Origin of the sequence: Tepidiforma thermophila, assembly GCF_002563855.1 — a bacterium.
In the GTDB taxonomy this organism is placed as follows: Bacteria; Chloroflexota; Dehalococcoidia; order Tepidiformales; family Tepidiformaceae; genus Tepidiforma; species Tepidiforma thermophila.
Genome location: NZ_PDJQ01000001.1, coordinates 150,806 through 171,703 on the forward strand (window position 1 = coordinate 150,806; position 20,898 = coordinate 171,703).

23 protein-coding genes are annotated in these 20,898 nt (G+C 70.1%); 11 read left to right on the plus strand and 12 right to left on the minus strand.

The genetic code is table 11. The features are described 5' to 3' along the window. Window positions 1–25: 25 nt before the first annotated feature. Complete coding sequence (locus A9A59_RS00770) at window positions 26–478, plus strand: pyridoxamine 5'-phosphate oxidase family protein (RefSeq protein ID WP_098502455.1); 453 nt, start codon at window positions 26–28, stop codon at window positions 476–478. A 13-nt stretch (window positions 479–491) separates the two neighbouring features. On the opposite strand, the gene A9A59_RS00775 is transcribed toward A9A59_RS00770, so the two are convergent. Together A9A59_RS00775 and A9A59_RS00780 are read right to left on the minus strand one after the other, a co-directional pair. Continuing rightward, window positions 492–1,532: an MBL fold metallo-hydrolase gene (locus A9A59_RS00775; protein ID WP_098502456.1), complete on the minus strand. Its 1,041-nt coding sequence runs from the start codon at window positions 1,530–1,532 to the stop codon at window positions 492–494. Window positions 1,533–1,625: 93 nt separating this feature from the next. After that, entirely contained in the window at window positions 1,626–2,066 is a 441-nt protein-coding gene (locus A9A59_RS00780; protein ID WP_098502457.1) for a phage holin family protein, read from the minus strand. A gap of 227 nt (window positions 2,067–2,293) precedes the next feature. On the opposite strand from A9A59_RS00780, the gene A9A59_RS13600 reads away from it, so the two are divergent. Both A9A59_RS13600 and A9A59_RS00785 read left to right on the plus strand, forming a co-directional pair. Beyond that, a complete protein-coding gene (locus A9A59_RS13600; RefSeq protein ID WP_133117457.1) occupies window positions 2,294–3,082 on the plus strand; it encodes a hypothetical protein in 789 nt (262 codons plus the stop codon). A 12-nt stretch (window positions 3,083–3,094) separates the two neighbouring features. Beyond that, on the plus strand, window positions 3,095–3,721 hold the full coding sequence (locus A9A59_RS00785) for an RNA polymerase sigma factor (protein WP_133117458.1): 627 nt from the start codon (window positions 3,095–3,097) through the stop codon (window positions 3,719–3,721). On the opposite strand, the gene A9A59_RS00790 is transcribed toward A9A59_RS00785, so the two are convergent. From A9A59_RS00790 to A9A59_RS00810, 5 genes are read right to left on the minus strand one after another with little or no spacing between them, the layout of a single operon-like run. Further along, complete coding sequence (locus A9A59_RS00790; RefSeq protein ID WP_098502459.1) at window positions 3,718–4,524, minus strand: DUF4388 domain-containing protein; 807 nt, start codon at window positions 4,522–4,524, stop codon at window positions 3,718–3,720. The genes A9A59_RS00785 and A9A59_RS00790 overlap by 4 nt on opposite strands. A gap of 36 nt (window positions 4,525–4,560) precedes the next feature. Then, window positions 4,561–5,010, minus strand: coding sequence for a hypothetical protein (locus tag A9A59_RS00795; RefSeq protein WP_098502460.1), 450 nt, complete (start codon window positions 5,008–5,010; stop codon window positions 4,561–4,563). A gap of 23 nt (window positions 5,011–5,033) precedes the next feature. Continuing rightward, complete coding sequence (locus A9A59_RS00800) at window positions 5,034–6,053, minus strand: hypothetical protein (protein ID WP_133117459.1); 1,020 nt, start codon at window positions 6,051–6,053, stop codon at window positions 5,034–5,036. A gap of 5 nt (window positions 6,054–6,058) precedes the next feature. Then, window positions 6,059–6,463 (minus strand): hypothetical protein, encoded by a 405-nt coding sequence (locus tag A9A59_RS13875; RefSeq protein ID WP_098502462.1) that lies wholly within the window; start codon window positions 6,461–6,463, stop codon window positions 6,059–6,061. Window positions 6,464–6,501: 38 nt separating this feature from the next. Then, the gene (locus tag A9A59_RS00810; RefSeq protein ID WP_133117460.1) at window positions 6,502–7,734 is read right to left on the minus strand and encodes a HAMP domain-containing protein; all 1,233 of its coding nucleotides are present in this window, start codon (window positions 7,732–7,734) and stop codon (window positions 6,502–6,504) included. 251 nt (window positions 7,735–7,985) lie between these two features. Here A9A59_RS00810 and A9A59_RS00815 point away from each other — a divergent pair, with 251 nt between their 5' ends. The 5 genes from A9A59_RS00815 to A9A59_RS00835 all read left to right on the plus strand — a co-directional run bounded on the left by A9A59_RS00815 (window position 7,986) and on the right by A9A59_RS00835 (window position 12,604). Continuing rightward, on the plus strand, window positions 7,986–9,164 hold the full coding sequence (locus tag A9A59_RS00815) for an acyl-CoA dehydrogenase family protein (RefSeq protein ID WP_098502464.1): 1,179 nt from the start codon (window positions 7,986–7,988) through the stop codon (window positions 9,162–9,164). Between the two features lie 100 nt (window positions 9,165–9,264). Then, window positions 9,265–9,762 (plus strand): VOC family protein, encoded by a 498-nt coding sequence (locus A9A59_RS00820; RefSeq protein WP_098502465.1) that lies wholly within the window; start codon window positions 9,265–9,267, stop codon window positions 9,760–9,762. A gap of 21 nt (window positions 9,763–9,783) precedes the next feature. Next, the gene (locus A9A59_RS00825; RefSeq protein WP_098502466.1) at window positions 9,784–11,013 is read left to right on the plus strand and encodes an MFS transporter; all 1,230 of its coding nucleotides are present in this window, start codon (window positions 9,784–9,786) and stop codon (window positions 11,011–11,013) included. A gap of 43 nt (window positions 11,014–11,056) precedes the next feature. Next, complete coding sequence (gene proB, locus A9A59_RS00830; RefSeq protein WP_098502467.1) at window positions 11,057–12,166, plus strand: glutamate 5-kinase; 1,110 nt, start codon at window positions 11,057–11,059, stop codon at window positions 12,164–12,166. Window positions 12,167–12,211: 45 nt separating this feature from the next. After that, window positions 12,212–12,604: a hypothetical protein gene (locus tag A9A59_RS00835; RefSeq protein ID WP_098502468.1), complete on the plus strand. Its 393-nt coding sequence runs from the start codon at window positions 12,212–12,214 to the stop codon at window positions 12,602–12,604. A gap of 7 nt (window positions 12,605–12,611) precedes the next feature. Here the strand turns inward: A9A59_RS00835 and A9A59_RS00840 are convergent, their stop codons facing one another. From A9A59_RS00840 to A9A59_RS00850, 3 genes are read right to left on the minus strand one after another with little or no spacing between them, the layout of a single operon-like run. Next, on the minus strand, window positions 12,612–13,193 hold the full coding sequence (locus A9A59_RS00840; RefSeq protein ID WP_098502469.1) for a hypothetical protein: 582 nt from the start codon (window positions 13,191–13,193) through the stop codon (window positions 12,612–12,614). Between the two features lie 24 nt (window positions 13,194–13,217). Then, window positions 13,218–14,477 carry an MFS transporter gene (locus A9A59_RS00845; protein ID WP_098502470.1) on the minus strand — a complete coding sequence of 420 codons (1,260 nt, stop codon included), beginning with the start codon at window positions 14,475–14,477 and terminating at the stop codon, window positions 13,218–13,220. 46 nt (window positions 14,478–14,523) lie between these two features. Beyond that, window positions 14,524–16,074, minus strand: a complete 1,551-nt coding sequence (locus A9A59_RS00850; protein ID WP_098502471.1) for a 2-isopropylmalate synthase — start codon at window positions 16,072–16,074, stop codon at window positions 14,524–14,526. A gap of 386 nt (window positions 16,075–16,460) precedes the next feature. Between A9A59_RS00850 and A9A59_RS00855 the strand changes: the two genes are divergently transcribed. Both A9A59_RS00855 and A9A59_RS00860 read left to right on the plus strand, forming a co-directional pair. Then, window positions 16,461–17,516 carry a ferritin-like domain-containing protein gene (locus A9A59_RS00855; protein ID WP_098502472.1) on the plus strand — a complete coding sequence of 352 codons (1,056 nt, stop codon included), beginning with the start codon at window positions 16,461–16,463 and terminating at the stop codon, window positions 17,514–17,516. A 46-nt stretch (window positions 17,517–17,562) separates the two neighbouring features. Continuing rightward, window positions 17,563–18,771: a hypothetical protein gene (locus A9A59_RS00860; protein WP_098502473.1), complete on the plus strand. Its 1,209-nt coding sequence runs from the start codon at window positions 17,563–17,565 to the stop codon at window positions 18,769–18,771. Between the two features lie 176 nt (window positions 18,772–18,947). Here A9A59_RS00860 and A9A59_RS00865 read toward each other — a convergent pair whose 3' ends face one another. Continuing rightward, the gene (locus A9A59_RS00865) at window positions 18,948–19,421 is read right to left on the minus strand and encodes a DUF2269 family protein (RefSeq protein WP_165772403.1); all 474 of its coding nucleotides are present in this window, start codon (window positions 19,419–19,421) and stop codon (window positions 18,948–18,950) included. Window positions 19,422–19,507: 86 nt separating this feature from the next. Between A9A59_RS00865 and A9A59_RS00870 the strand changes: the two genes are divergently transcribed. Further along, entirely contained in the window at window positions 19,508–20,335 is an 828-nt protein-coding gene (locus A9A59_RS00870) for an MBL fold metallo-hydrolase (protein WP_165772404.1), read from the plus strand. Here A9A59_RS00870 and A9A59_RS00875 read toward each other — a convergent pair. After that, window positions 20,332–20,847 (minus strand): nitroreductase family protein, encoded by a 516-nt coding sequence (locus A9A59_RS00875; RefSeq protein WP_165772405.1) that lies wholly within the window; start codon window positions 20,845–20,847, stop codon window positions 20,332–20,334. The genes A9A59_RS00870 and A9A59_RS00875 overlap by 4 nt on opposite strands. Window positions 20,848–20,898: the final 51 nt, after the last annotated feature.

The following is a 20,898-nucleotide window of genomic DNA, read 5'->3' on the forward strand; positions in this document are numbered from 1 at the left end:
GCAGCCGGGGAGCGGAGCTTCGTCGATGGGCACGCGGGCGCTGACGCCGGACGAGGTGGTGCTGGTGCTCGAGAAGGAGCGGGTCATCCGCGTGGCCTTCTTCGGGCAGGACGGGCACTTCCTGGTGCCGATGTTCTATGCGTGGCGGGACGGGGCCTTCTGCGGGCTGACGACCCCGGGCCGGAAGGTGGAGATGGCGCGGGCGAACGACCGGGTGGCGTTCCAGGTGGACAGCACGGCGACGACCGGGCCGTGGGAGTGGGCCTCGGTCTCGGGGCACGGGCGGTGGGTGGAAGTGCCCGACCCGCTAGAGTTCGGGGAGTTCGCGGGCCTGTTCTACCGGCGGCTGGCCGATGCCCCGGCGTGGGCGCTGGCGGCGCTGGAGGCGCGGTTCGGGGAGCGGGGCGTGGTGGGCTGGCGGCTCGAGCCGGAGGAGCTGAGCGGCCGGGCGCACGGGCCGGACGAGCCGGACGAGTGACGCTGCCGGCGGGTCAGACGGGGAGCCAGTAGAGCTTCCCGCTGCGCATGACCTTGGCGACGCGGCCGAGTTCGAAGAGGTATTCGAGGTGGGCGAGGGTCTCGCCGACGGCGGCGCGCTGCATCCAGGGCTCGAAGTCTTCGAGTTTGCCAGTGGCCCACTTCACCCGCCCGGCGACTTCCCAGGCGGTGGAGCCGCCGCGGTCGACGCAGGCGAGCATCTCCTCGAGGCGGAGTTCGTGGTGGTCTTTGATTTCGCGGATGCGCTTCTTGAGGTCGGTGATCTCGAACTCGTGGGCAGGGAGCACGAGCCGGACATCGAGGTCGACGAGGGCTTCGAGGGAGCGCATGTAGTCGCCGAGGGGGCTGCCGTGGGTCTGGGCGTGGATGGAGACGTTGGGGGTGATGGTGGGCAGGATGTGGTCGCCGGTGAGGAGGATTTTGCGGTTGGGCTCGTAGAGGCAGATGTGGCCGGGGGAGTGGCCGGGCGTCCAGATGACTTCGAAGTCGAAGTCGCCGACCTTGAAGGCTTCGCCACCCTTGAGCTCGGTATCGGGCGGGACAGCGGCGACGTTGCTGAGCATGCCGATGGAGCCCTGGGACATCTGGGGGGTTGAGGAGGGCGGGACGCCGTTCAGCTCCATGAAGCGCTGCATTTCTTCGGTGAGGGCGCGCGGGGCGAAGTAGCGGGTGGCGATGACTTCGGCGTCCTTTTCGTGGACGGCGACGTCGCAGGAGGAGAGCTGTTTGAGGCGGCCGGCCATGCCGTAGTGGTCGGGGTGGATGTGGGTGATGATGAGCCGCTGGATTTCGGAGGGGTGGGAGCCGTGCTCGCGCATGCCCTCTTCGAGGGCGCGGTAGGCGGAGTCGGTGTTCCAGCCGCAGTCGACGAGGACGACGTCACCGCCGTCTTTGATGAGGTAGGGAAGGACGTAGGGGAGGCCCTTGGTGACGCGGGGGTGCTCCTGGAGTTCGCGGCGAAGGGCTTTGGCGTCTTCGATGGTGAACTGGGGGAAGGGCGTGAGCAGCTGGTAGATGCCGTCGATGATGCGCATGGCGTGGTCCCGTGGGTGCTCGCCGCCCGGCGGGTCGGCGGCGAGGTCATCCTACGCAGATGGTTCACGGGAGGCAAAGGAACGGGGGCCGGGTCAGTCGAAGCGGCGTGCGAGGCGGCCGGGGTTGATGAAGCGGGTCAGGAGGAAGCTGACCAGGGAGATGAGGATGGCGCCGAAGAAGGCGCTCCAGAAGCCATCGATGGAGAAGGCGATGCCATCGAACTTGCCGGCGATCCAGGCGGCGAGGGCGAGGAGGGCGGTGTTGATGAGGATGAGGAGGAGGCCGAGGGAGAGGATGATGCCGGGAAATGCGCTGATGATGAGGAGGGGCTTCAGGTAGGCGTTGAGGAGGCCGAGGATGAGGGCGACGGCGAGCGTGCTGCCGAAGCCGTCGAGGTGGATGCCGGGGACGAGCGCCGCGGCGACCCAGACGGCCACGGCGGTGACGAGCCAGCGGATGACGAAGGCCGCGAGGCGGCCGGCGGTGGAGGGTTCGCGTTCGAAGCGGCCGACGATGACGGAGTAACCGGGCATGGTGCCCAGTGTGGCACAAACCGGCGATGACGTGACACTTTTGGCGGCCTGCTACCGATGTACGATGCGGGCCGGGGTCCGGCCCGCAGGGAGAGCATGCCGATGCAGCGAGGGATGGACGAGGCGATCCGGCTGGCCGAAGAGGTCGAGGCGGCGCTGGCCGGCGGCGGGGGAGCCCGGAGGCGGCGGCGCTGGCGCGGATTGCGCGCGGGGTAGCGGGGCTGCGGGTGCCGGGACCCGATGCAGCGGCATCGGCGCGGATGCGCGCGCGGTTTGCGGCGTACATGGAGGGTGAAGGGCGGAGCTGGCGGCCGTGGCTGCTCGGCTGGTTCGGGCTGGGGAGCGAGCGCCGGCCGCTGGCGCAGCGGCTTGCAGCGGGCGCGGTGCTGCTCGCGGCGGCCGCGGGCGGCGCACAGGCGACTGGGGCGGTGGATGCCGTTGGGGTCGTACGGTCGACGGGGGAGTTCGCCATCAATGCGGTGCGGAACCTGGACCCGGGCCGGGAGCGGGGAGGCGAGCCGCAATCGAGCGCGACACCTGGCGCTGCGGCGCCGGGAGGCGGCACGGCGACCGCGGAGCCCGGGGCGACGGCCAGCCCGACGCCGATCGGCACGAGCGGCGCCGGTGAGGGTGCCGGGACCCCGCCGGGAGCCGGGGAGACGCCAGGTGCCCCGACGCCGACACCTCCGACGAGGACGCCGGTCCCGGTGAACCCAGCGGTCCCGCCTGCTACGGCGACACCGGCGCCGGTTCCGCCCGGGGCGCCTTCACCGACAGCGACGCCATCGCCGGGGCTGGCACCGACGAACCCGGCAGGACCGCCGCCGATTGCGACACCGACAGCACCCTCGACCCCGCGGCCTGTCCCGACCGACCCGGGGACGCCGACGGCGACGCCGACGCCAGCACCGATGCCGACGAGCCCGCCCGGGCCGACACCAACGCCGACGCCGAACCCAGGGCTCGTTCCGGGAGCGGGCGGCACACCGGGGGCCTCCGCAGGCGCGGGCGGGTAAAGGAGGCGCGGGGTGGCGGGCCTGGCGTGGCCGATGGGAGCGATCGCACTGGCGCTGGCCGCCGACTTCGGGGGGATTGAGGCGGCGGACGGGCCGGGGAGGGCAGAACCAGGGCTGATCGAGCGGCTGCGGCGACGGGAGCCCGGCGCATGGCGCGAACTGTTCGAGCGGGAGATGCCGGCGATCTACCGGTACGCGTACTCGCGGGTAGCCTCGGCGAGCGACGCGGAGGACCTGGCAGCGCTGGTGTTCGAGCAGGCGTGGCGGAGTGCTGAGCACCTGCAGGACCGGGGGCTGCCGGCACGGGCGTGGCTGTTCGGGATTGCGCGGCATGTGGTGACGGAGCACCGGCGGCGGCTGTTCCGGGCTCCGCCGGTGGTTGCGCTGGAGGCGTTTGATGGGGCAGACCCCGGGCTGGAGGGGCATGACGAGCAGGTCGCGCTGGCGAAGGCGGTTGCGAGCCTGCCGCGGGCCGATGCGGAGGTGGTGACGCTGCGATTCCTCCACGGGCTTTCGCTGGCGGAAACGGCGGAGGCGATGGGGGCGACGGTCGACGCCGTGAAGTCGCGGCAGACGCGGGCGCTGCGGAAGCTGCGGGAGCTGCTGGGCGACCCTGGTGGCCGGCGGCAGGCGTGCTAGGCTGCCTGCTGGCCGCGGATCAGCGCGAGCATCGTCTGCTGGAATTTGACGCGCTTTTCGGGGTCGGTGATTTCGTTGCTGATCGCCTCAGCGAGGCGGGCGATGCCGTCGCGGGGGAAGTCCTGGCGGGTGTGGCCCATGGCGTCGAGGCAGTCGTCGATGATGATCTCGGCGAGGGGGCCGACGGCGGCGGCGACGGCGGTGTGGAGCGCCTGGAAGAAGGCCGGGCCGGCGAGCGCCCTGGCGGCGGGGGCGAGCTGCTGGGGCTTTTCGAATTCCACGAGACCGGCGAGCTTCAGGCGATAGATGCGGCGCATGGCTTCGAAGTCGTCGAGGCCGAGTTCGGCGGCGAGCGAGGCAGCGGTGCGGGAACCGTCGAGGAGGGTGATGAGCTCCCAGTCGGCGGCGTCGATGGTCAGCTGGGGACGGGGGGCCTTCCGGGCGAGGCGGGGGACGATGTCCATGGAGGGGACGACGCGGCGGATGGCCTCGCGTTCGGAGGCGATCCGGGCAGCCTCGGCGAGGAGCTGGTCGAGCGGCCTGGCGATGGTGCGCTCGGGGGGTTCTTCGCCGGGGATGAAGCGGAACTGGCCGTTGGGCCAGGTGACGAGGCGGGCGAAGGCGGCCTCGCCCCAGTCGCCGGATGCCTCGGCGTGGACGAGCTGGCCCCGGTGGAGGTAGAGGTCGCCGAGGTCGAGGCCTGAGGAGAGTTCGAGGCGGCCGGATTGCGCGCCGGCGGCGAGCATTTTCAGGAGGTCGATAAGGGGGAGCTGGGCGAGGCTGCCGGTGAGTCCTTCGGGCATTGGTGTCCTCCCTGGGGCGAAGGTGCGGTGGGCGCGCTAGCTGCCGCGCTGGGCGATGACGTTCCAGGAGAGCCAGGAACCGGGGTCGAGGGCGGTGCGATTGACGAGCTGGGCGCGCTCGGAGCGGTGCTTCTGGAGCCGTTTCCGGGCGGCCGGGTCTTTCTGCCAGGCAGCGACGACGACATCGGCGGTGAGGCGGACCATGGCCATATCGACGGCAGGCTGGGCGATGACGAAGAGGAGGGCATCGCCGAGGTCCTGTGCGAGGAGGCGCCAGGAATCGTAGGTGAGGTCGATGCGGTTGGCGGGGAAGCCGGCGGCCTGGAGGGCGACGAAGGCGCGGCCGATTTCGCGGCCGATGGTGTTCATGGTGACGGTCGCGAGGACTGCGGGGTCGGAGCTCACGATGACGTCGCCGCGGTTATCGCAGAGGAAGGCGCCTTCGACGGCGGGGAGCCGGGTGAGTTGCTCGATTTCGCGCTCCATGGCTGCACCCCTGGTGGTGCCTGTCAGGCAACGAACTCCTGGAATTCTTCGCGGAGACCGAACCGGTCGACGACGGCTGCGTGGCGTTCGCTGACGCCTTCGAGGGCGGCGCGGATGCGGGTCTCGAGGTCGGCGCGCTTGAGCTGGAAGGCGAGGCGGGAGATGGTATCGCCGAGGCAGTCTCCGAGGGCTTTGCTGAAATCGTCGGGCAGGGGCCCGTGGAATTCGATGGCGCCGTTGGTGTACGAGAACTCGGCGGCGAAGGGGTCGAGGAACGGGTAGGTGGCGGCGCGGTTGACGAGGACTTCTCGGAAGGCGAGGGCGAAGCGGCCGGGCTTGGAGACGCCATCGACGTACTGTTCGACGCGCTGGAGGACGTCGGCCCAGAAGGCGAGGAGGTCCTGCCGGTAGGATTCGGCCTGGGGCGCCTGGCGGGGGAGGCCGATGGCGGAGGGGGCGTTTGCTTCGATGAAGACGTTAAAGGTGCCGCCGGCGGCGTTGACGGCGGCGACGATGGCGTTGAGGGCGTCCTGGCCGGACATCATGGGGACGCGGGGTGCGGCGAAGACGGATTCGATCGGCTCGCCGTCCTGGAGGTAGATGACGCCGACGCCGGCATCGCCGGTGACCTGGACTTCTACGTAACCGGTGATGGCATCGGAGCGGAGCTTGGCGATGAGGCGGTCGAGGCTGGTGAAGGCGCTGGTGAGGTCTTTATAGAGGGGGCGGCTCTCGGTGAGGCGGTGGACGAGCAGGACGACATCGGGGAAGGCGGTGGAGACGGAGATGGTGCCGTCTTTCTGGGCTGCGCGCTCGGCGATGGCGCGGATGGCGGAGGGGCCGGTGACGTGGTCGGGGCCGGCTTCGACGACGCCGTTGAGGATTTCGCCTTCGGAGAGGATGAGGGTGCCAGTCCAGCCGGGGAAGGCGACCTCGATGTAGCCGGTGAGCCTGCGGCCGCGGCAATCGTCGACGAGCGCGTCGAAGGAGGTGAAGGAGGTGTTGAGGTTGGCGTAGAGGGTTCGGTCCTTGGGGAACATCATGGCGGTCAACTCCTCGCGGGCGGGGTGGCGCCGAACCGGCGGGCGATGGGCTGGAGGCCGGCGGCGATCGCCTGGGCGCGGCCAGGCGCGTGGGTGATGCAGAGGCAGGCGCCCTGGAGGGGGAGCAGGGTGGCCTCGACGGGGCCGCCGCTGATGGCGGCCTGCAGGAAGCGGCTGCCGGCGAGCTGTTTGCCCATGCCGCGGAGGTCGCCGTCAGTTGGGAGGGCTTCGGCACGGAGGGCAAGGAAGCTGGCGAGGGCGGCAGCACGGGCCGGGTCGGGCTCGTTGACGGCGGCGAGGGGCTGGCCTTCGGGCCCGCAGACGACGACGGAGCGGACGCCTTCGAGGTTACGCACGGCGCTGGCGATGCGGCTGGCGAGTTCGCGGCTCATCGGCTCGGCTGGCTGCATGGCCTGCTCTCCTCCGGCTGGTCAGGTGCGGGCGGCCGTCAGGCGGCCTGCTGGCGGCGCTGGCGCAGGCGTTCGATTGCGGCGCGCAGGCTGGTCTGCATACGGCGGAGCGATTCGGCGAGGCGGCCGATTTCGTCGTTGGACTCGACGTCGATCCGGGCGTCGAGTTCGCCGAGGCTGATGCGGTCGGCGACTTCGGCGAGGTGGCGGACCGGGCGGGTGATGCTGAGGGAGATGACGATGGCGAGGAGCAGGGCGAGCGCGACGCCACCGACGGCTGCGCCGCCGAAGAGGTAGAACTGCTGGCGGGCATCGGCTGCGCGCTGGTCGAAGGCGGCGTTGAGGGTCTCCTGTGCGGCGGCCAGGAGCTGGTTCGAGGTATCGATCGCGCTGCCGCCCATGTAGAAGAAGCCTTCGGCCGCGGTGCCGGAGAGGTTGCCGCTGACCAGGACCTGGCCGCGGGTCATGTCGAAGAAGGTGGTGCGGGTGGTTGCGGCGCGGCGGACGGCCGGGTCGAGGGTGGCGGCGAAATCGCTATTCTCGGCGATGGCGACCTGGAGCTGGCGGTCGAGGGCGGCAGCGTGCTCGGAAGCGATGGCGAGCTGGGCCGCGAGGAACGCCTTCTGCTGGTCGGTTGCGGTGAGGTTGGCCCGGGTGATCAGGGTTTCGGTGCCGGTGGCGCGGATGAGGGAGAGCGATTCGGTGAGGCGGGGGAGTGATTCGGTGAGGGCGGCGATGACGTTGCGGGTATCAAGGTCGGGGTCGAGGACGAGTTCGGAGCGGAGGGCGACGGTGGAGAGGAGGGGGAAGATGCCGTCCTGGATGAGGCGGGTGTGGGCAGCGTTGGCAGTCTCGGGGCTGCCGGTGGAGTTCTTGACGTTCGCCCACTCCTGGTTGAGGAAGGCGACGAGGTCGCGGGTGCCGAAGCGGCTGCCGTAGCGGGCATCCATCTCGTTGATGGCGGCGAGCGCGTTGTCGGCTGCGCGGGCGGACTGGTTCATCGTTTCGACGGAGTTGGCGTCGCCGGCGAGGACGCGGAGGACGAGGCCGCGGTGGAGCTGGACTTCGCGGAGGAAGGGGATGACGGTGGAGACGTATTCGAGGCCATCGCGCTCTTTGGCGGCCTGTTCCTGGGTGGCGCGCTGGTCGAGGAACTGGACGACGAGCAGGGCGACGATTGGGACCGCCATGACGGCCACGATGAGGCCGAGTTTGTTGGCGATGTTCAGGTTGCTGATGGCCGAGAGGCCGGGCAGGTGACGACGACGCATCGTGCTCTCCATCGGACCCCAACCCTGGGGGCGTGCTTGGGAAGTGCGATCGGGGAGACGGCCGCTCGCAGGGATGCGGCGATCCCTTCTCGTTTCCAATTTCGACCCGATGCGTCCACGGCAAAGGGGGCTGAGGTGACGCGGGCGTGGAAATCTGCAGAGGAATTCGGCGGAGGCTGCCCGAGGGCCCCGCACCGGCGCGTGCGCTACACTCCGGTGACACAGGACCGGGAGGGCTGCAGGAGGCGACGATGGAGTTCCGGCTTTCCCCGGAGACGGAGGCCTGGCGCCAGGAGCTGCGGGCGTTCCTCAAGGCCGAGCTGCCGCCGGAGTTCGAAGGCGACGACGACTTTTTCGATGCGAAGGAGCGGGTGCCGTTCGCCCGGGAGTTCATGCGGAAGCTGGGGGCGCGGCGGTGGCTGGCGCCGGCCTGGCCGGAGCAGTACGGCGGGATGGGGAAGACGGCGATCGAGCAGTTTATCCTGAACGAGGAGCTTGCCTACCACCGTGCGCCCTCGGGCGGGCGGCTGTTCACCATCGGAATCACGGGGCCGACGGTGCTGGTCCACGGGACGGAGGAGCAGAAGGCGCGCTATCTGCCGAAGATGGCCTCGGGCGAGGAGTGGTACTGCCAGGGCTTCAGCGAGCCGGGGAGCGGGTCGGACCTGGCGAGCATGCAGACGCGGGCGGTGCGGGACGGGGATGAGTACATCATCAACGGTCAGAAAATCTGGACCTCGAACGGGCACGTGGCGGACCGGATGATGCTCCTGGCGCGGACGGACCCGGACCGGCCGAAGCACAAGGGGATCAGCGCCTTCATTGTGGACATGCGGTCGCCGGGGATTACGGTGCAGCCGATTGAGAACCTCGCATACCGGCACGACTTCAACCAGGTGTTCTTCGAGGACGTCCGGGTGCCGGCGCGCGACCTGCTGGGCGGGGAGAATAACGGCTGGTACGTGGCGACGACGACGCTCGACTTCGAGCGGTCGAACATTGCGGCGATTTCCGGTGCGCGGCGGACGGTGCACGACCTGATCCGGTGGGCGAAGGAGCGGCACCCGGGCGGGCGGCCATGGGATAAGCCGGAGGTGCGGCTGAAGCTGGCGGACCTGGCGATCAAGGCGGAGGTGGGGCGGCTGGTGGCGTTCCGGACGGCATGGCTGCAGGCGAAGGGGGAGGTGCCGAACTACGAGGCGAGTATCGGCAAGGTGTGGATGGCGATGCTCGGCATCGAGGTGGCGAATGCCGGGGTGAACCTGCTGGGGCCGTACGGGGCGCTGCAGCCGGGTTCGAAATGGGCGCAGCTGCGGGGGCGTGTCCTGACGAGCTACCTGCTGTCGGTCTCCGGCCCGATCGGCGGCGGCACGAGCGAAATCCAGAAGAACATCATCGCGCAGCGCGGGCTGGGGCTGCCCCGGGGGTAGGGAGCGGGGAACGGGGAGCCGGGAACGGGGAGCTGGGAGCTTGGAGTTGGGAGCTGGGAGCTGGGAGTACTGTGGGCGAGTAGCAGAGGAGGGATGAGGTATGGCTCGCGTGCGGCGGTTGAATCATGCGGTGCTGTTCGTCCGCGACGCGGAGCGGGCGGCGGCGTTTTACGAGCGCGCGTTCGGGTTCGAGGTGATTGCGAACATGGGCGGCCGGGCCGTCTTTCTGCGGGCGGCGGGTTCGGACAACCACCACGACCTCGGGCTGTTTGCGCTGGGCGAGGGAGCGCCCGGGCCGTTCACCGGGCAGGCGGTGGGGCTGTACCACCTCGCGTGGCAGGTGGACACGATCGAGGAGCTGGCGGAGATGCGACGGGTGCTGGCGGAGCTTGGGGCGCTTACGGGGCAATCCGACCACGGTGCGACGAAGTCGCTCTACGGGCAGGACCCGGACGGCAACGAGTTCGAGGTGATGTGGCTGGTGCCGCGGGAGGCGTGGGGGCCGTATGACCGGGAAGCGGTGACGCGGCCGCTGAACCTCGCGCGGGAGCTGGAGCGGTTCGGGCGGAAGGGTGAGGCCGGCTCGCCGGATTGTTAACAGGGGCGTAGAGTTCGCCCGATGTCGGCGAACGCCCTCGAGTCGCGGGATTTCCGGCTGCTGTTCGCGGGGTCGGTGCTCGTCAGCTTCGTGATGCCGATGCAGTTCCTGACGCAAGTCTTCTGGGTGCAGGAGCGGTACCCGGAGCGTGAGGTGCTGTTCATTGGGCTGCTTGGGGCGTCGCGGGGCTCGGCGATGATCCTGTTCGGGCTGGTCGGGGGTGCGCTGGCGGACCGGATGGAGCGGCGGCGGCTGCTGATTGCGACACAGCTGGCGGCGCTGGCGATCAACGGGGCGATTGCGGCGCTGATGCTGGCGGAGCCGTTCGGCGCGGCGAACGTGGCGGTGCTGCTGGCACTGACGTTCGCGGCGGCGGCGAACATGGCGGTCGACCAGCCGGCACGGCAGGCGGCGACGCCGGCGATTGTGGGGATGGCGGCCGTGCCCTCGGCGATTGCGCTGCAGATGGTGGCGCAGCAGGTGACGTTCCCGCTGGCGCTGCCGCTGGTGGGCTTCCTGAATGGACGGCTGGAGGCCGGGCAGGTGTACGCGATGACGCTTTTGGCGTGGGCTGGGGTGCTGCCGCTGCTGTTCGCGCTGCGGTTCCGGTCGCGGGGGCAGGGGGCGGCGGGCGCGGGGGTGGTGCGGAACACCTGGGAGGGGCTGCGCTATACGCGGGGCGAGCCGACGATCTTCGCGGTCATTGTGCTGGTGCTGGCGATTCAGCTGCTGGGGATGCCGGGGCCGGCGTCGCTTGGTCCTTCGTGGATGCGGAATGTGCTGGGCCTTTCGGAGACGCAGTTCGGTTTTATGGCGATGACCTGGGGGTTGGGCACGATGGCGGCGTCGCTGGTTTTTTGGAAGCGGAGCGACCTGCCGGGGCGGGGGCTGACGCTTTGGGCGGGGGGCGCCGGGTTCGGGCTGTGCGCGCTGGTCTTCGCCTATTCGCGGCTGGTGCCGCTGACGGCGCTGGCGAACTTCGGGCTCGGGTTCATGCTCGTGACGACGATGGTGTCGTCGACGACGATTGCGCAGCAGCGGGTGGAGGAAGCGATGCGCGGGAGGGTGATGGGGCTGTTCCCGCTTGCGATGGGGCTGGCGATGCTGGCGGCGTTCCCCGTGGGGGCGGCGGCCCAGGCGACGAGCATGGAGGCGGTGTTCCCGGCGATGGCCTGGGCGACGCTGGCGGCGGTGGCCGGGGCGATCGCGCTCCAGCCCGGGCTGCGGCGTGAGGCGCCGCGGACGGCGTAAGGCGGCGCTTTCGCGTTCGGGCCGGGCGCGGTCTACTTGTGGCGTGCGTTACCGGCGGATTGTGGCGAAGTTCGGGACGAGCCTGCTGACGGCGGGTTCGGACCGGCTCGACCTGGAGGCGATGTCGCGGCTGGTGGGGCAGGTGGTGCGGCTCCGGCAGGCGGGGTGCCAGGTGGCGGTGGTCTCATCGGGGGCGCAGGCTGCAGGGCGGCACCGGCTGCGGGGACGGGCTGCGACGATGCGGGCGCTGAGCCGGCAGGCGATTGCGTCGGTGGGGCAGAGCCACCTGATGCAAAGCTGGGATGAGCTGTTTGACTGGCACGATACGGTGGTGGCGCAGGTGCTGCTGACGCGGCGCGACCTTTCGGACCGGCTGGCCTACCTGAACGCACGAAACACCCTGCGCGACCTGCTCGATGCGGGGACGGTGCCGATCATCAACGAGAACGATGCGGTGGCGCTCGACGAGGTGCTGGCAACGCGGATTGGGGAGAACGACAGCCTCTCGGCGTATGTGGCGAACCTCGTCGATGCGGACCTGCTGGTGATCCTGACGGACGTGGCAGGCCTGTACGATGCGGACCCGAGGACGAACCCGGGCGCGCAGCTGATCCGGCGGGTGGAGCGGATCGATGCGCGGATCGAGGCGCTGGGCGGGGGAGCGCACGGGCCTGGGACGGGCGGGATGGCGACGAAGCTGCGGGCGGCGCATATCGCGACGCAGGCCGGGGTCGATGTGGTGATCTGCTCGGGGCGGGAGCCGGAGGCGCTCATTGCGGCAGCGCGGGGCGAGACGACGGGGACCTACTTCCCGGCGCCGGGGGACCGGCTGGAGAGCCGGAAGCGGTGGATCCTGGGGAACATCACGCGGGGCGGGTGGATTACGGTTGATGCGGGCGCGGCGGAGGCGCTGCGGGCGCGGGGCCGGAGCCTGCTGCCGGCGGGGGTTGCTGCGGTCTCGGGGAGCTTCCAGCGGGGCGATTCGGTGGAAGTGCGCGACCTTGAGGGGAACCGGGTGGCGGCCGGGCTCGTGAACTATTCGTCGGAGGAGCTGGAGCGGATCCGCGGGGTGCGGTCGGACCGGATTGCGGAGGTGCTGGGGTACAGCTACGGGGAGGAAGTGGTGCACCGCGACAACCTGGTGCTGCTGTGAGAGGCGCTGACCGGCTGTAGCAGGAGGCCGTGCTACGCTCGAACCGTGAGCCACCGGAGGCACCTGCTCCCGCTTCGGTCGCCGGCCGTGCTGGTGCTCTGGGCGAATGCCGTGCTGGCGGGCGCTGCGGCGACGGCCTGGCTGGCGGCTGGAGAGAGCCTCGCGGGCTGGTTCGACGTGCCGCGGTGGGCGGCGTGGGCGGCGGGCGGGGTGCTGGCGGCGGCTGCGGCGGCGCTGGCGGTGCTGGCGTGGCAGCGCCGGATCGGCTGGCTGCCGCGGATTGCGGCGATCAATGCGGCACTCGGGGGGATGCTGTGGGCGGCGGCGGTGCTCGCGTGGGACGGGTTTACGGCTGAGGGACGGTGGCTCGCCCCGGCTGCGGCGAATGCCTGCCTGCTGCTGGCAGCGGCGCAGTGGCTGGCGTGGCGGCGGCCGTAGCGCTGGTTCAGGACCCCTTCGGGCAGGCCAGGGCTTCGCGGTAGACGGGGCTGTTCGGGGCGGGAACGGTGCCTTCGAGCCGGGGGGCGTTGCCGGTGACGCGGGCTTCACGGGCTGCGATTACCTGGCCGCCGAATTCGCGGAAGACGACGATGGCACGGTGCTCGCCGGAGCCGAGCGGCACGGCTTCGCCGTCGCGTGCGAGTTCGAGCTGGAAGCAGACGGTGCCGACGTAGCTGGTGGTGGCCCCGGCCGACCAGCGGGCGACCGCCTGGCCGGCTTCGTCGAGGAGCCAGAATTCGAAGCCTGCGCCCGGGTGGGTGCGGACCTGAAGGACGACCTGGAGGCTGGGCTGTTCGTTTTCGAGGCGGGAGAAGGTTGCCAGCGAGAAGTGCAGCTCCCAGTCGGCGGGCGGGGCGACCGGGGCGGGCGGGGGCTCAGGCGGGCGGAAGGCGACGTTGCCGGTGGTGGTGCCGATGAGTGCACGGAGCGAGGGGGAGGTGGCGTAGGACTTGTCCTTGAGGCCGCAGGCGGAGAGGAGCAGGAGCGCCAGGAGGCTCATCGCGGCGAGGCTGGTGAACTGTTTCACGAACGTATTGTGGCGCGGTGAGCGCTAGCGCGCTGCGGGCGCGGCGGAGGGCGCTGTGCTGGCGGCGGGAGCCGGGTCGCGGAGGAGGACCATGCAGGCGACGGCGACGCCATTGAGCAGGATGCCGAGGGTGATGGGGAGCGCGTAGCTTTCGCGGGCATCGTAGAGGGCGCCGGCGAGGGTGGGGCCGACGAGCGCGCCAACGGCGGCGCTGGTGTAGATGAGGCCGAGGACGGTGGAGAAGCGGCGGCCGGCGAAGTAGTCGGCGGCGAGGGCCGGCATGAGAGCGACGAACCCGCCGTAGGAGGCGCCGAAGGCCACGGCGAAGAGCACGAGGGCCCAGGCTTCGGTGGCGATCAGCCACCAGGCGAGGCAGATGGCCATCGCGGTGAAGGTGCCGGCGAGGGAGCGGCGGCGGCCGAGGCGGTCGGCGGAGCTGCCGAGGACGAGCCGGCCGGCGATCGAGCCGACGCCGATGAGCCCGACGAGGAGGGCGCCGAAGGCATCGGAGTAGCCGTGGTCGCGGGCGTAGGGGGTGAGGTGGGCGAAGGGGATGAAGATGCCGAGGCTGGTGGAGAGGCCGGCACCGAACATGAGCCAGAAGGCGCGGGTGCGGAGCACCTGGGCGACGGTGGGGCCGCCCGCGGGGCCGACCGCCGGGGGCGGAAAGCGGTCGCCGTCGGGGTAGAGGCCGCGGTCGGCGGGGTTGGGGACGATGGCGAGGACGGAGGGGATGCCGATGGCGAGGGCGACGACCGCGAGGAGGACGAACGAGGGGCGCCAGCCGAGGGTTTCAATGGCGGCTGCGGCGACGAGCGGCATGACAAGGGTGCCGGCGCCGATGCCGGCCACGGCGAAGCCGGAGGCCATGCCGCGCCGGCGGATGAACCAGCGCTGGACGACTCCGACGGCCGGGACGTAGGCCAGCCCGACGCCGAGGCCGACGCCGAGGGAGTAGGTGAGGTAGACCTGCCAGACAGCCTGGGCGAAAGCCGCGGCGGCCATGCCGGCTGCGATGCAGAGGATGCCGGCGCCGATGACCCGGCGGGGGCCGAGGCGGTCGGCGAGGAGGCCGGTGACGGCGCCGAGGCCGAAATAGAGGAACCCGGCCAGGGCGAAGACGAGGGAGATATCGCCGCGGGTGGCGCCGAAGTCGTCGCGGAGGGCGTTGAAGAAGGCTGCGAAGGAGTAGGCGGCGCCGAAGGCGACGAAGAGGATGCCGAAGACGGCGCCGACGACGACCCAGCCGTAGAACCGCGGCGCCCGGGAGGGGGATTCCAGCATGGCCGGTAATTGTACCCTCCCGGGCGCGGGTGTACGGGGCGGGGGGCTAGGGGTTGGCGCGGACCTCGGCGTTGCGCGCCTGGACGGAGAGCATCCGGTTGAGGGCGTTCATGTAGGCCCGGGCGCTGGCGACGATGATGTCGGTATCGGCGGCGCGGCCGGTGTAGGTGCGGCCTTTGTCGTCTTCGATGCGGATGGTGACTTCGCCCTGGGCGTCGATGCCTTCGGTCACGCTCTTGACGGAGAACTCCGTGAGACGCGGGGCGAGGCCGGTAATCCGGTTCATGGCGCGGTAGACGGCGTCGACGGGGCCGGTGCCGACGGCGGCATCGACCTTGATGTTGCCTTCGGGGTCGACGAGGCGGAGGGTGGCCGTCGGGGTGGCGTGGTCGCCTGCGGAGACCTGGACGAGGTCGAGCCGCCAGCCGGCGGTATCCATGGCGCGGACGTTTTCGTTGACGAGCGCCTCGAGGTCGCGGTCGTCGACTTCGATTTTCTTATCGGCGAGCTCTTTGAAGGCGGCGAAGACGCGGTTCAGTTCTTCGTCGGTGAGTTCGTAGCCGAGTTCGAGCATGTGCTCTTTGAAGGCGTGGCGGCCGGAGAGCTTGCCGAGGACGAGCTGGGTGCCCTGGGGGATGCCGATTTCGGCGGGGTCCATGATTTCCCAGGTTTCGCGGAGCTTGAGGATGCCGTCCTGGTGGATGCCGGAGCCGTGGCGGAAGGCGTTCTTGCCGACGATGGCCTTGTTCCACTGGACGGGCATGCCGGAGTAGCGTTCGACGAGCTTGGAGGTGCGGTAGATCTCGCGGGTGTTGATGTCGGTGTAGAAGGGGAGGAAGTCGCTGCGGGTCTTAATGGCCATGACGACTTCTTCGAGGGAGGTATTGCCGGCGCGTTCGCCGATGCCGTTGATGGTGACTTCGACCTGGCGGGCGCCGTTCTGGATGGCGGTGAGGGTGTTGGCGGTGCAGAGGCCGAGGTCGTTTTGGCCGTGGAAGGAGACGCGGGCCTTGTGGATGTTGGGGACGTTTTCGAAGAGAGCGCGGAAGAAGGCGCCGAGCTCTTCGGGGATGGCGTAGCCGACGGAGTCGGGGATGTTGATGGTGGTGGCGCCGGCATCGATGCAGCGGCGGACGATTTCGAAGATGAAGTGGGGGTCGGCCCGGGTGGCGTCCATCGGGCTGAATTCGACGTTGCTGGTGTAGCGGGCGGCGTGCTTCACCATCTCCTCGGCCTGGATGAGCACCTGCTCGCGGTCTTTGCGGAGCTGGTGGGCCATCTGGATGTCGCTGGAGTTGATGAAGACGTGGATGCGGGGCTCGGAGGCTTCTTTGACGGCCTCCCAGGCGGTATCGATGTCGGCGGGGACGGCGCGGGCGAGGGCGCAGATGGTCGGCGTGCGGACCTCGCGGGCGATGGTGCGGACGGCTTCGAGGTCGCCCGGCGTGGAACAGGGGAAACCGGCTTCGATGATGTCGACGCCGAGCTTTTCGAGCTGGCGGGCGATTTCGAGCTTTTCGCCGGGGGTGAAGGCGACGCCTGCGGACTGTTCGCCGTCACGGAGGGTGGTATCGAAGATGTAGATTTTTTCGGGCATTGGGGCAGCACTCCTGCGGGGATGGTGATAGCGGGGCCGGCGCAGCCGGCGCCGGGGTCGTTCTTACGAAATTCTTATGAAGAGTTTCGACGGCGCGCTGGGGGAGAACCAGAGGGGGCGTGAGGGCCGGGCTGCCGGCCGTGCGAGTCGCCCTGGTGGGCCGCGGTCCGCCGACGCGGCGCTAAAGCACGCGCCCCGGTGAGTCCGGGGCGTTCACAACCTCGCGAGGCAGTGCGTCGAACTGGCGCATCGGGAGTAAGGATAGCAGAACGGAGGCGGCTGCCAAGGCGGGGGCGCCGGGGCGAGGGCCGGCGAAGATTTCGCGTGCAGCGAACGTTCTATCCGTGCGATATACTCCGCCAATCAAGGGTCCTGGAGGTGCCCCGATGACGTCGCCTTCGTTTGTGGACGTTCCCGGGCTGAATTTCGACTGGTTGAACCTCGACACGGAGACCGGCGCGCGGCTGCAGGCGACGCGGCGCGGGCTGACGCTGGAGCAGATCAACACCCTGACGCGGTACGGGGTGGTGGACCTCGACGAGGCGGGCGCACCGGTGTTCAAGCCGCGCGGTGCCCTGGCCGACCCGCGGTCGCCGCGGCATGCGCGGCAGTACCGTTCGAAGGCGGACGTCTGGTCGGAGAGCGCGATGCTGCTCTACGAAGAGGCGAACCAGCGGCAGTGGTCGAGCGCGGTGGATATCCCGTGGGAGACGATCCAGCCGCTGCCGGATGACCTCGAATGGGCGATGTGCACGCTGTGCACGTTCCTGACGCAGGTGGAGTTCATTGCGGGCGACCTGCCGGGGCGGTTCATGGAGCAGGTGCACCCGGACCACTTCGAGTCGCAGCTGTTCCTGGGCACGCAGATTATGGACGAGAGCCGGCACCTCGACGTGTTCCGGAAGCGCGCGCTGGTCAACGGCGGCGGGATGGTGGATGCCGGGTTCGGCGCCATCAACCTGCTGTCGGTGGATGACTTCACCGAGATGACGGCGCTGCTGCACCTGGTGGGCGAGGGGTTCGTGCAGACGCTCTTCCGGATGGGCGAGCTGATTGCGCAGAACGAGGCGGAGAAGAAGATTTTCCGGCTTTCGGCGCAGGACGAGAGCCGCCACCTGGCGTTCGGTGTGACGCACATGAAGTACGTGATGGACACCGAACCGTGGCGGAAGGAAGAGATGCACCACTACCTGGACATCCAGGAGGGGGCGCTGGCGCAGAGCCAGCAGGCGAGCCTGACGACCAACCCGACGACGGGGGAGGCGCTGGCGATTCTTGCCGGCGGCGGCATCGAGCATATCGACGAGGGGTACGCGAAGCTGCTGCTGATGCGGAAGCGGCAGGTGAACGAGTACATGCACCGGCTCGAGGTCATCGGGCTGGGCGACCGGCGGGAGCGGATGGCGCCGGGCCTGCGCGAATTCCTCGACCCGGTGAACTGACTGGCGGCACCCCCACCAGCGACCTCGCAGCCGAAAGGATGGACCGATGCAGCTGAGCACCGCGACGAAGACACGCGCCCGCGAACTGGGCTGGAGCGAGGAGACGATCGCCCGCATCGAGGCGTCGCCGCTCAAAGACGTGACGGTGGCGAACATCGCGATGATGCGCATCCCGGAGGAGCGGGTGCGCGGCTTTCTCGACCTGGTGGACCGGGACCCGGAGCGGATACCGAACGTGACCTTCAACTTCATCCGGACCCGTTCGGAGCGCGGGGTGCGCGCGAAGCCGAGCGAGCGCGGGTTGCTGCTGAAGGACATCAACATCGGAACGTACGGGCAGGTGCCGGACCACTGGCCGTACGAGAACGACACGCCGCGGGGCGCGCACCCGTCGCCGGACAACTACGCGCCCGGGAGCTACTACATCTACGACAAGGTGGAAGTCTGGGCTGAGGGTGTCGACGAGCTGTACGAGGATGCCATCCGCGACCGGTGGGTGCCGGCGACGGACCTGGACTGGAACGAGGGGCTGGCGGAGCTGCCGGCGGAGATCGAAAAGGCGGTGTGCCAGCTGGCGACGCTCTACAGCGGGCACGGGCTGGTGGAGCAGAAGATCCTCGCGAAGTGGCTGGAGCCGATCAGCTACGGCTTCCACGACGTGAAGCTGTTCCTTGGGACGCAGATTTACGACGCCGGGCACAAGGTGGAGGCGCTCCGCAAGCGGGCGCTGGCGAACGGCGGCGGGCTGGGGCAGGCGCCGCTGGGTGCGCTCTACCGGGCGTGGTACGGGGCGCTGAAGTTCACCGAGATGATCACGGCGGTAGATGTGGTCTACAAGTCCTACGAGCTGACGCTCTTCGAGGCGTACGGCGACTTTGCGAAGACCGAGGTGGAGCGGAAGCTGTTCTCGCTGCTGGCGCGGGATTCGCGGCGGCACCTGGAGTACGGCAAGCGGCACCTGCTGTGGTACATCCAGCACCACCCGCGCGGGCGGGAGAACGTGCGGTTCTGGCTGGGCCGGGCGGAGGCGGCGCTGAGCATCGAGCTGCGCTACAGCCATGCCGAGCGCGAGGCGCTGGCGCTGCTGTTTGCGGGGGACATGGAGCGCCTCCAGGCGGGCATCGAACGGCTCGGGAAGCTGCGGGAGAAGCAGCTGCACGACTACCTCGGGGTGCTCGATGCGGTGGGGATTGACCGGCTGCCGCAGGTGAGCCCGCACCTGGTGGCGATCGCGGAGGACCCACTGGCGGTGTAGGCTCGGCCTGCGGCGGCTGCCGTGGGATTGAGCGGAGGTGCGGGTTCGAGCCGGTCCGAGCCCGGGCGCGCGGGGTGTCTGCCGGGGGCGGCGCGCCCGGGACAGCCACCACCGCCCCAGCGCCGGGCGCGAACGCGCGGACCGGATGCGGCGGGAGCGGGGCAGCGCCGGGCGGGTCAGGCGCCGGGCTTGGCGATCATGAGCCAGAGGAAGACGAGCCAGATGAGGACAAGGACGATGCCAGTCAGGCGGGCGATGCCGTCGTTCAGTTTGTCGCGGAGCTCGACCGTGACAGGGCCGTTGCCGAGCGAAACCGCGATGTCGCGGGCAGCTTTGACTCTGCGCAGGTAGACGCCGTGGTCGAGGGCGAGGGCGATGATGATGAGGGTGTAGGCGGTGGAGATCCAGGCGTCGCCGAAGGAGTAGCCGGCTTCGTTGACGAGGAGCGAGCCGAAGACGATGGCGAGGATGGCGCCGATGGAGGTGACGATGCGCTCGGAGCGGAGCTGGAGGTCGATGAGGGTGACGACGGTGTTGGCGGCGGCGGCGCGGCCTGCGGCGATGGCGGCGCCGGTCGTGAGCCCGGTGGCGGCGAGCAGGAAGAAGACGCCGAGCAGGTGACCGAAGAGATACCACTCCTGGGTGGACACACGTGCCTCCTCGTGGGGTTCCGGGCGAACGGTACCGCCTCGGGCGGGCAGTTGTCACGATCGCGGGGGCTGGTAGGCTGATCGGCGTGCGCATCCAGTTCCTCGGCAGCGGGGCAGGGACCGATACGCCGCACCGGGCGGGGTCGTCGATCCTGCTGACGGGCGGGGGCGAATCGGTGCTGCTCGACTGCGGGCCGCGGGCGTACGACCGGCTGGTGATGGCGGGGATTTCGCCGGCGAGCATCAGCCGGATCTTTCTCAGCCACCTGCACCCGGACCACGTGCTGGGGCTGGCGACGTTCATCCAGGCGATGACCTTCCCGTACGGGAAGCTCCCGCTCGAGATCCAGGGTCCGCCGGGGACGGCGGCGTACGCGCAGCAGGCGGTCGGAACAGCGGCGCTGGTGACGGGGATGCCGGGCCGGGCGTGGGGCGAGCCGCTCGAGGTGCCGGTGGTGGAAGTGATGCCGGGCGATGTGCGGGAGGCGGGGCCGTTTGTCGTGCGGACCGAGCAGGTGCCGCACGCGCCGAACCTCGTGTGCGAGGCGCGGCGGTTCGAGGCCGAGGGGAAGGCGGTGGTGTACAGCGGCGATACAACGGAGGCGGCGGAGGTGATGGTGCCGCTGGCGGAGGGCGCGGCGGCGCTCATTCACGAGTGCTACTCGCTGGCGGGACTGTCGCGCTGGGCGGCGGGTTTCGATGAGCGGCGGGCGGCGGCGATTCGGCGGGCGTTCGAACAGACGCATGCGGAGATTGCGTACGTGGCGCGGGTGGCGAAGGAGGCCGGCGCGAAGCTGCTGGTGTTGACGCACCTGAACCCGGGGGAGCGGGCGGAGGAGCTCTTGGATACGGCGGCGGCGTACTACGGCGGGCCGGTGGTGATTGCGAGCGACGGGCTGAGCCTTGCGGTTTAGCCGCCCTCGGGGCGGTGGGCGCCCCAGCGCTCCCACGAGACGAGTTCATCGAGGGGGAGCCGCTGGCGTCCCTGGCTGAGCGGGTGTTTGAGGTCGGGGTAGCCCATGGCGAGGACGGTGGCGATTGTGTGCTCGGGCGGGATGCCAAGGACGTTGCGGGCACACTCCTGGCGGTGCATGGCGATGGGGCAGCTGGTGATGCCGTCGGCCCAGGCCGCGACCATGAGGTTCTGGGCGGCGCGGCCGGCATCGAAGTGGCCGCCGCCGGGGAGGAGGACGACGGCGATTGCGAGGGGCGCCGACTTGAGGTGCTCGGCGTAGTCGCCGCAGGCGGCGAGGGCGGCGCGGCGTCCGGGGTCCTGCACGACGACCATGCGGACAGGCTGGCTGTTCTTGGAGCTGCCGGCCATGCGCCCGGCCTGGAGGATGCGCGTGAGGACGTCCGGCGGGATGGGGTCGGGGAGGAAGTGGCGGGTATCGCGCTTGGTGATGATGGCGCGGTAGGCGTCCACAGGCGGCCTCCGGCGGCGGGATGCGTCGAGGTGCGCGGATCCTACCCGATC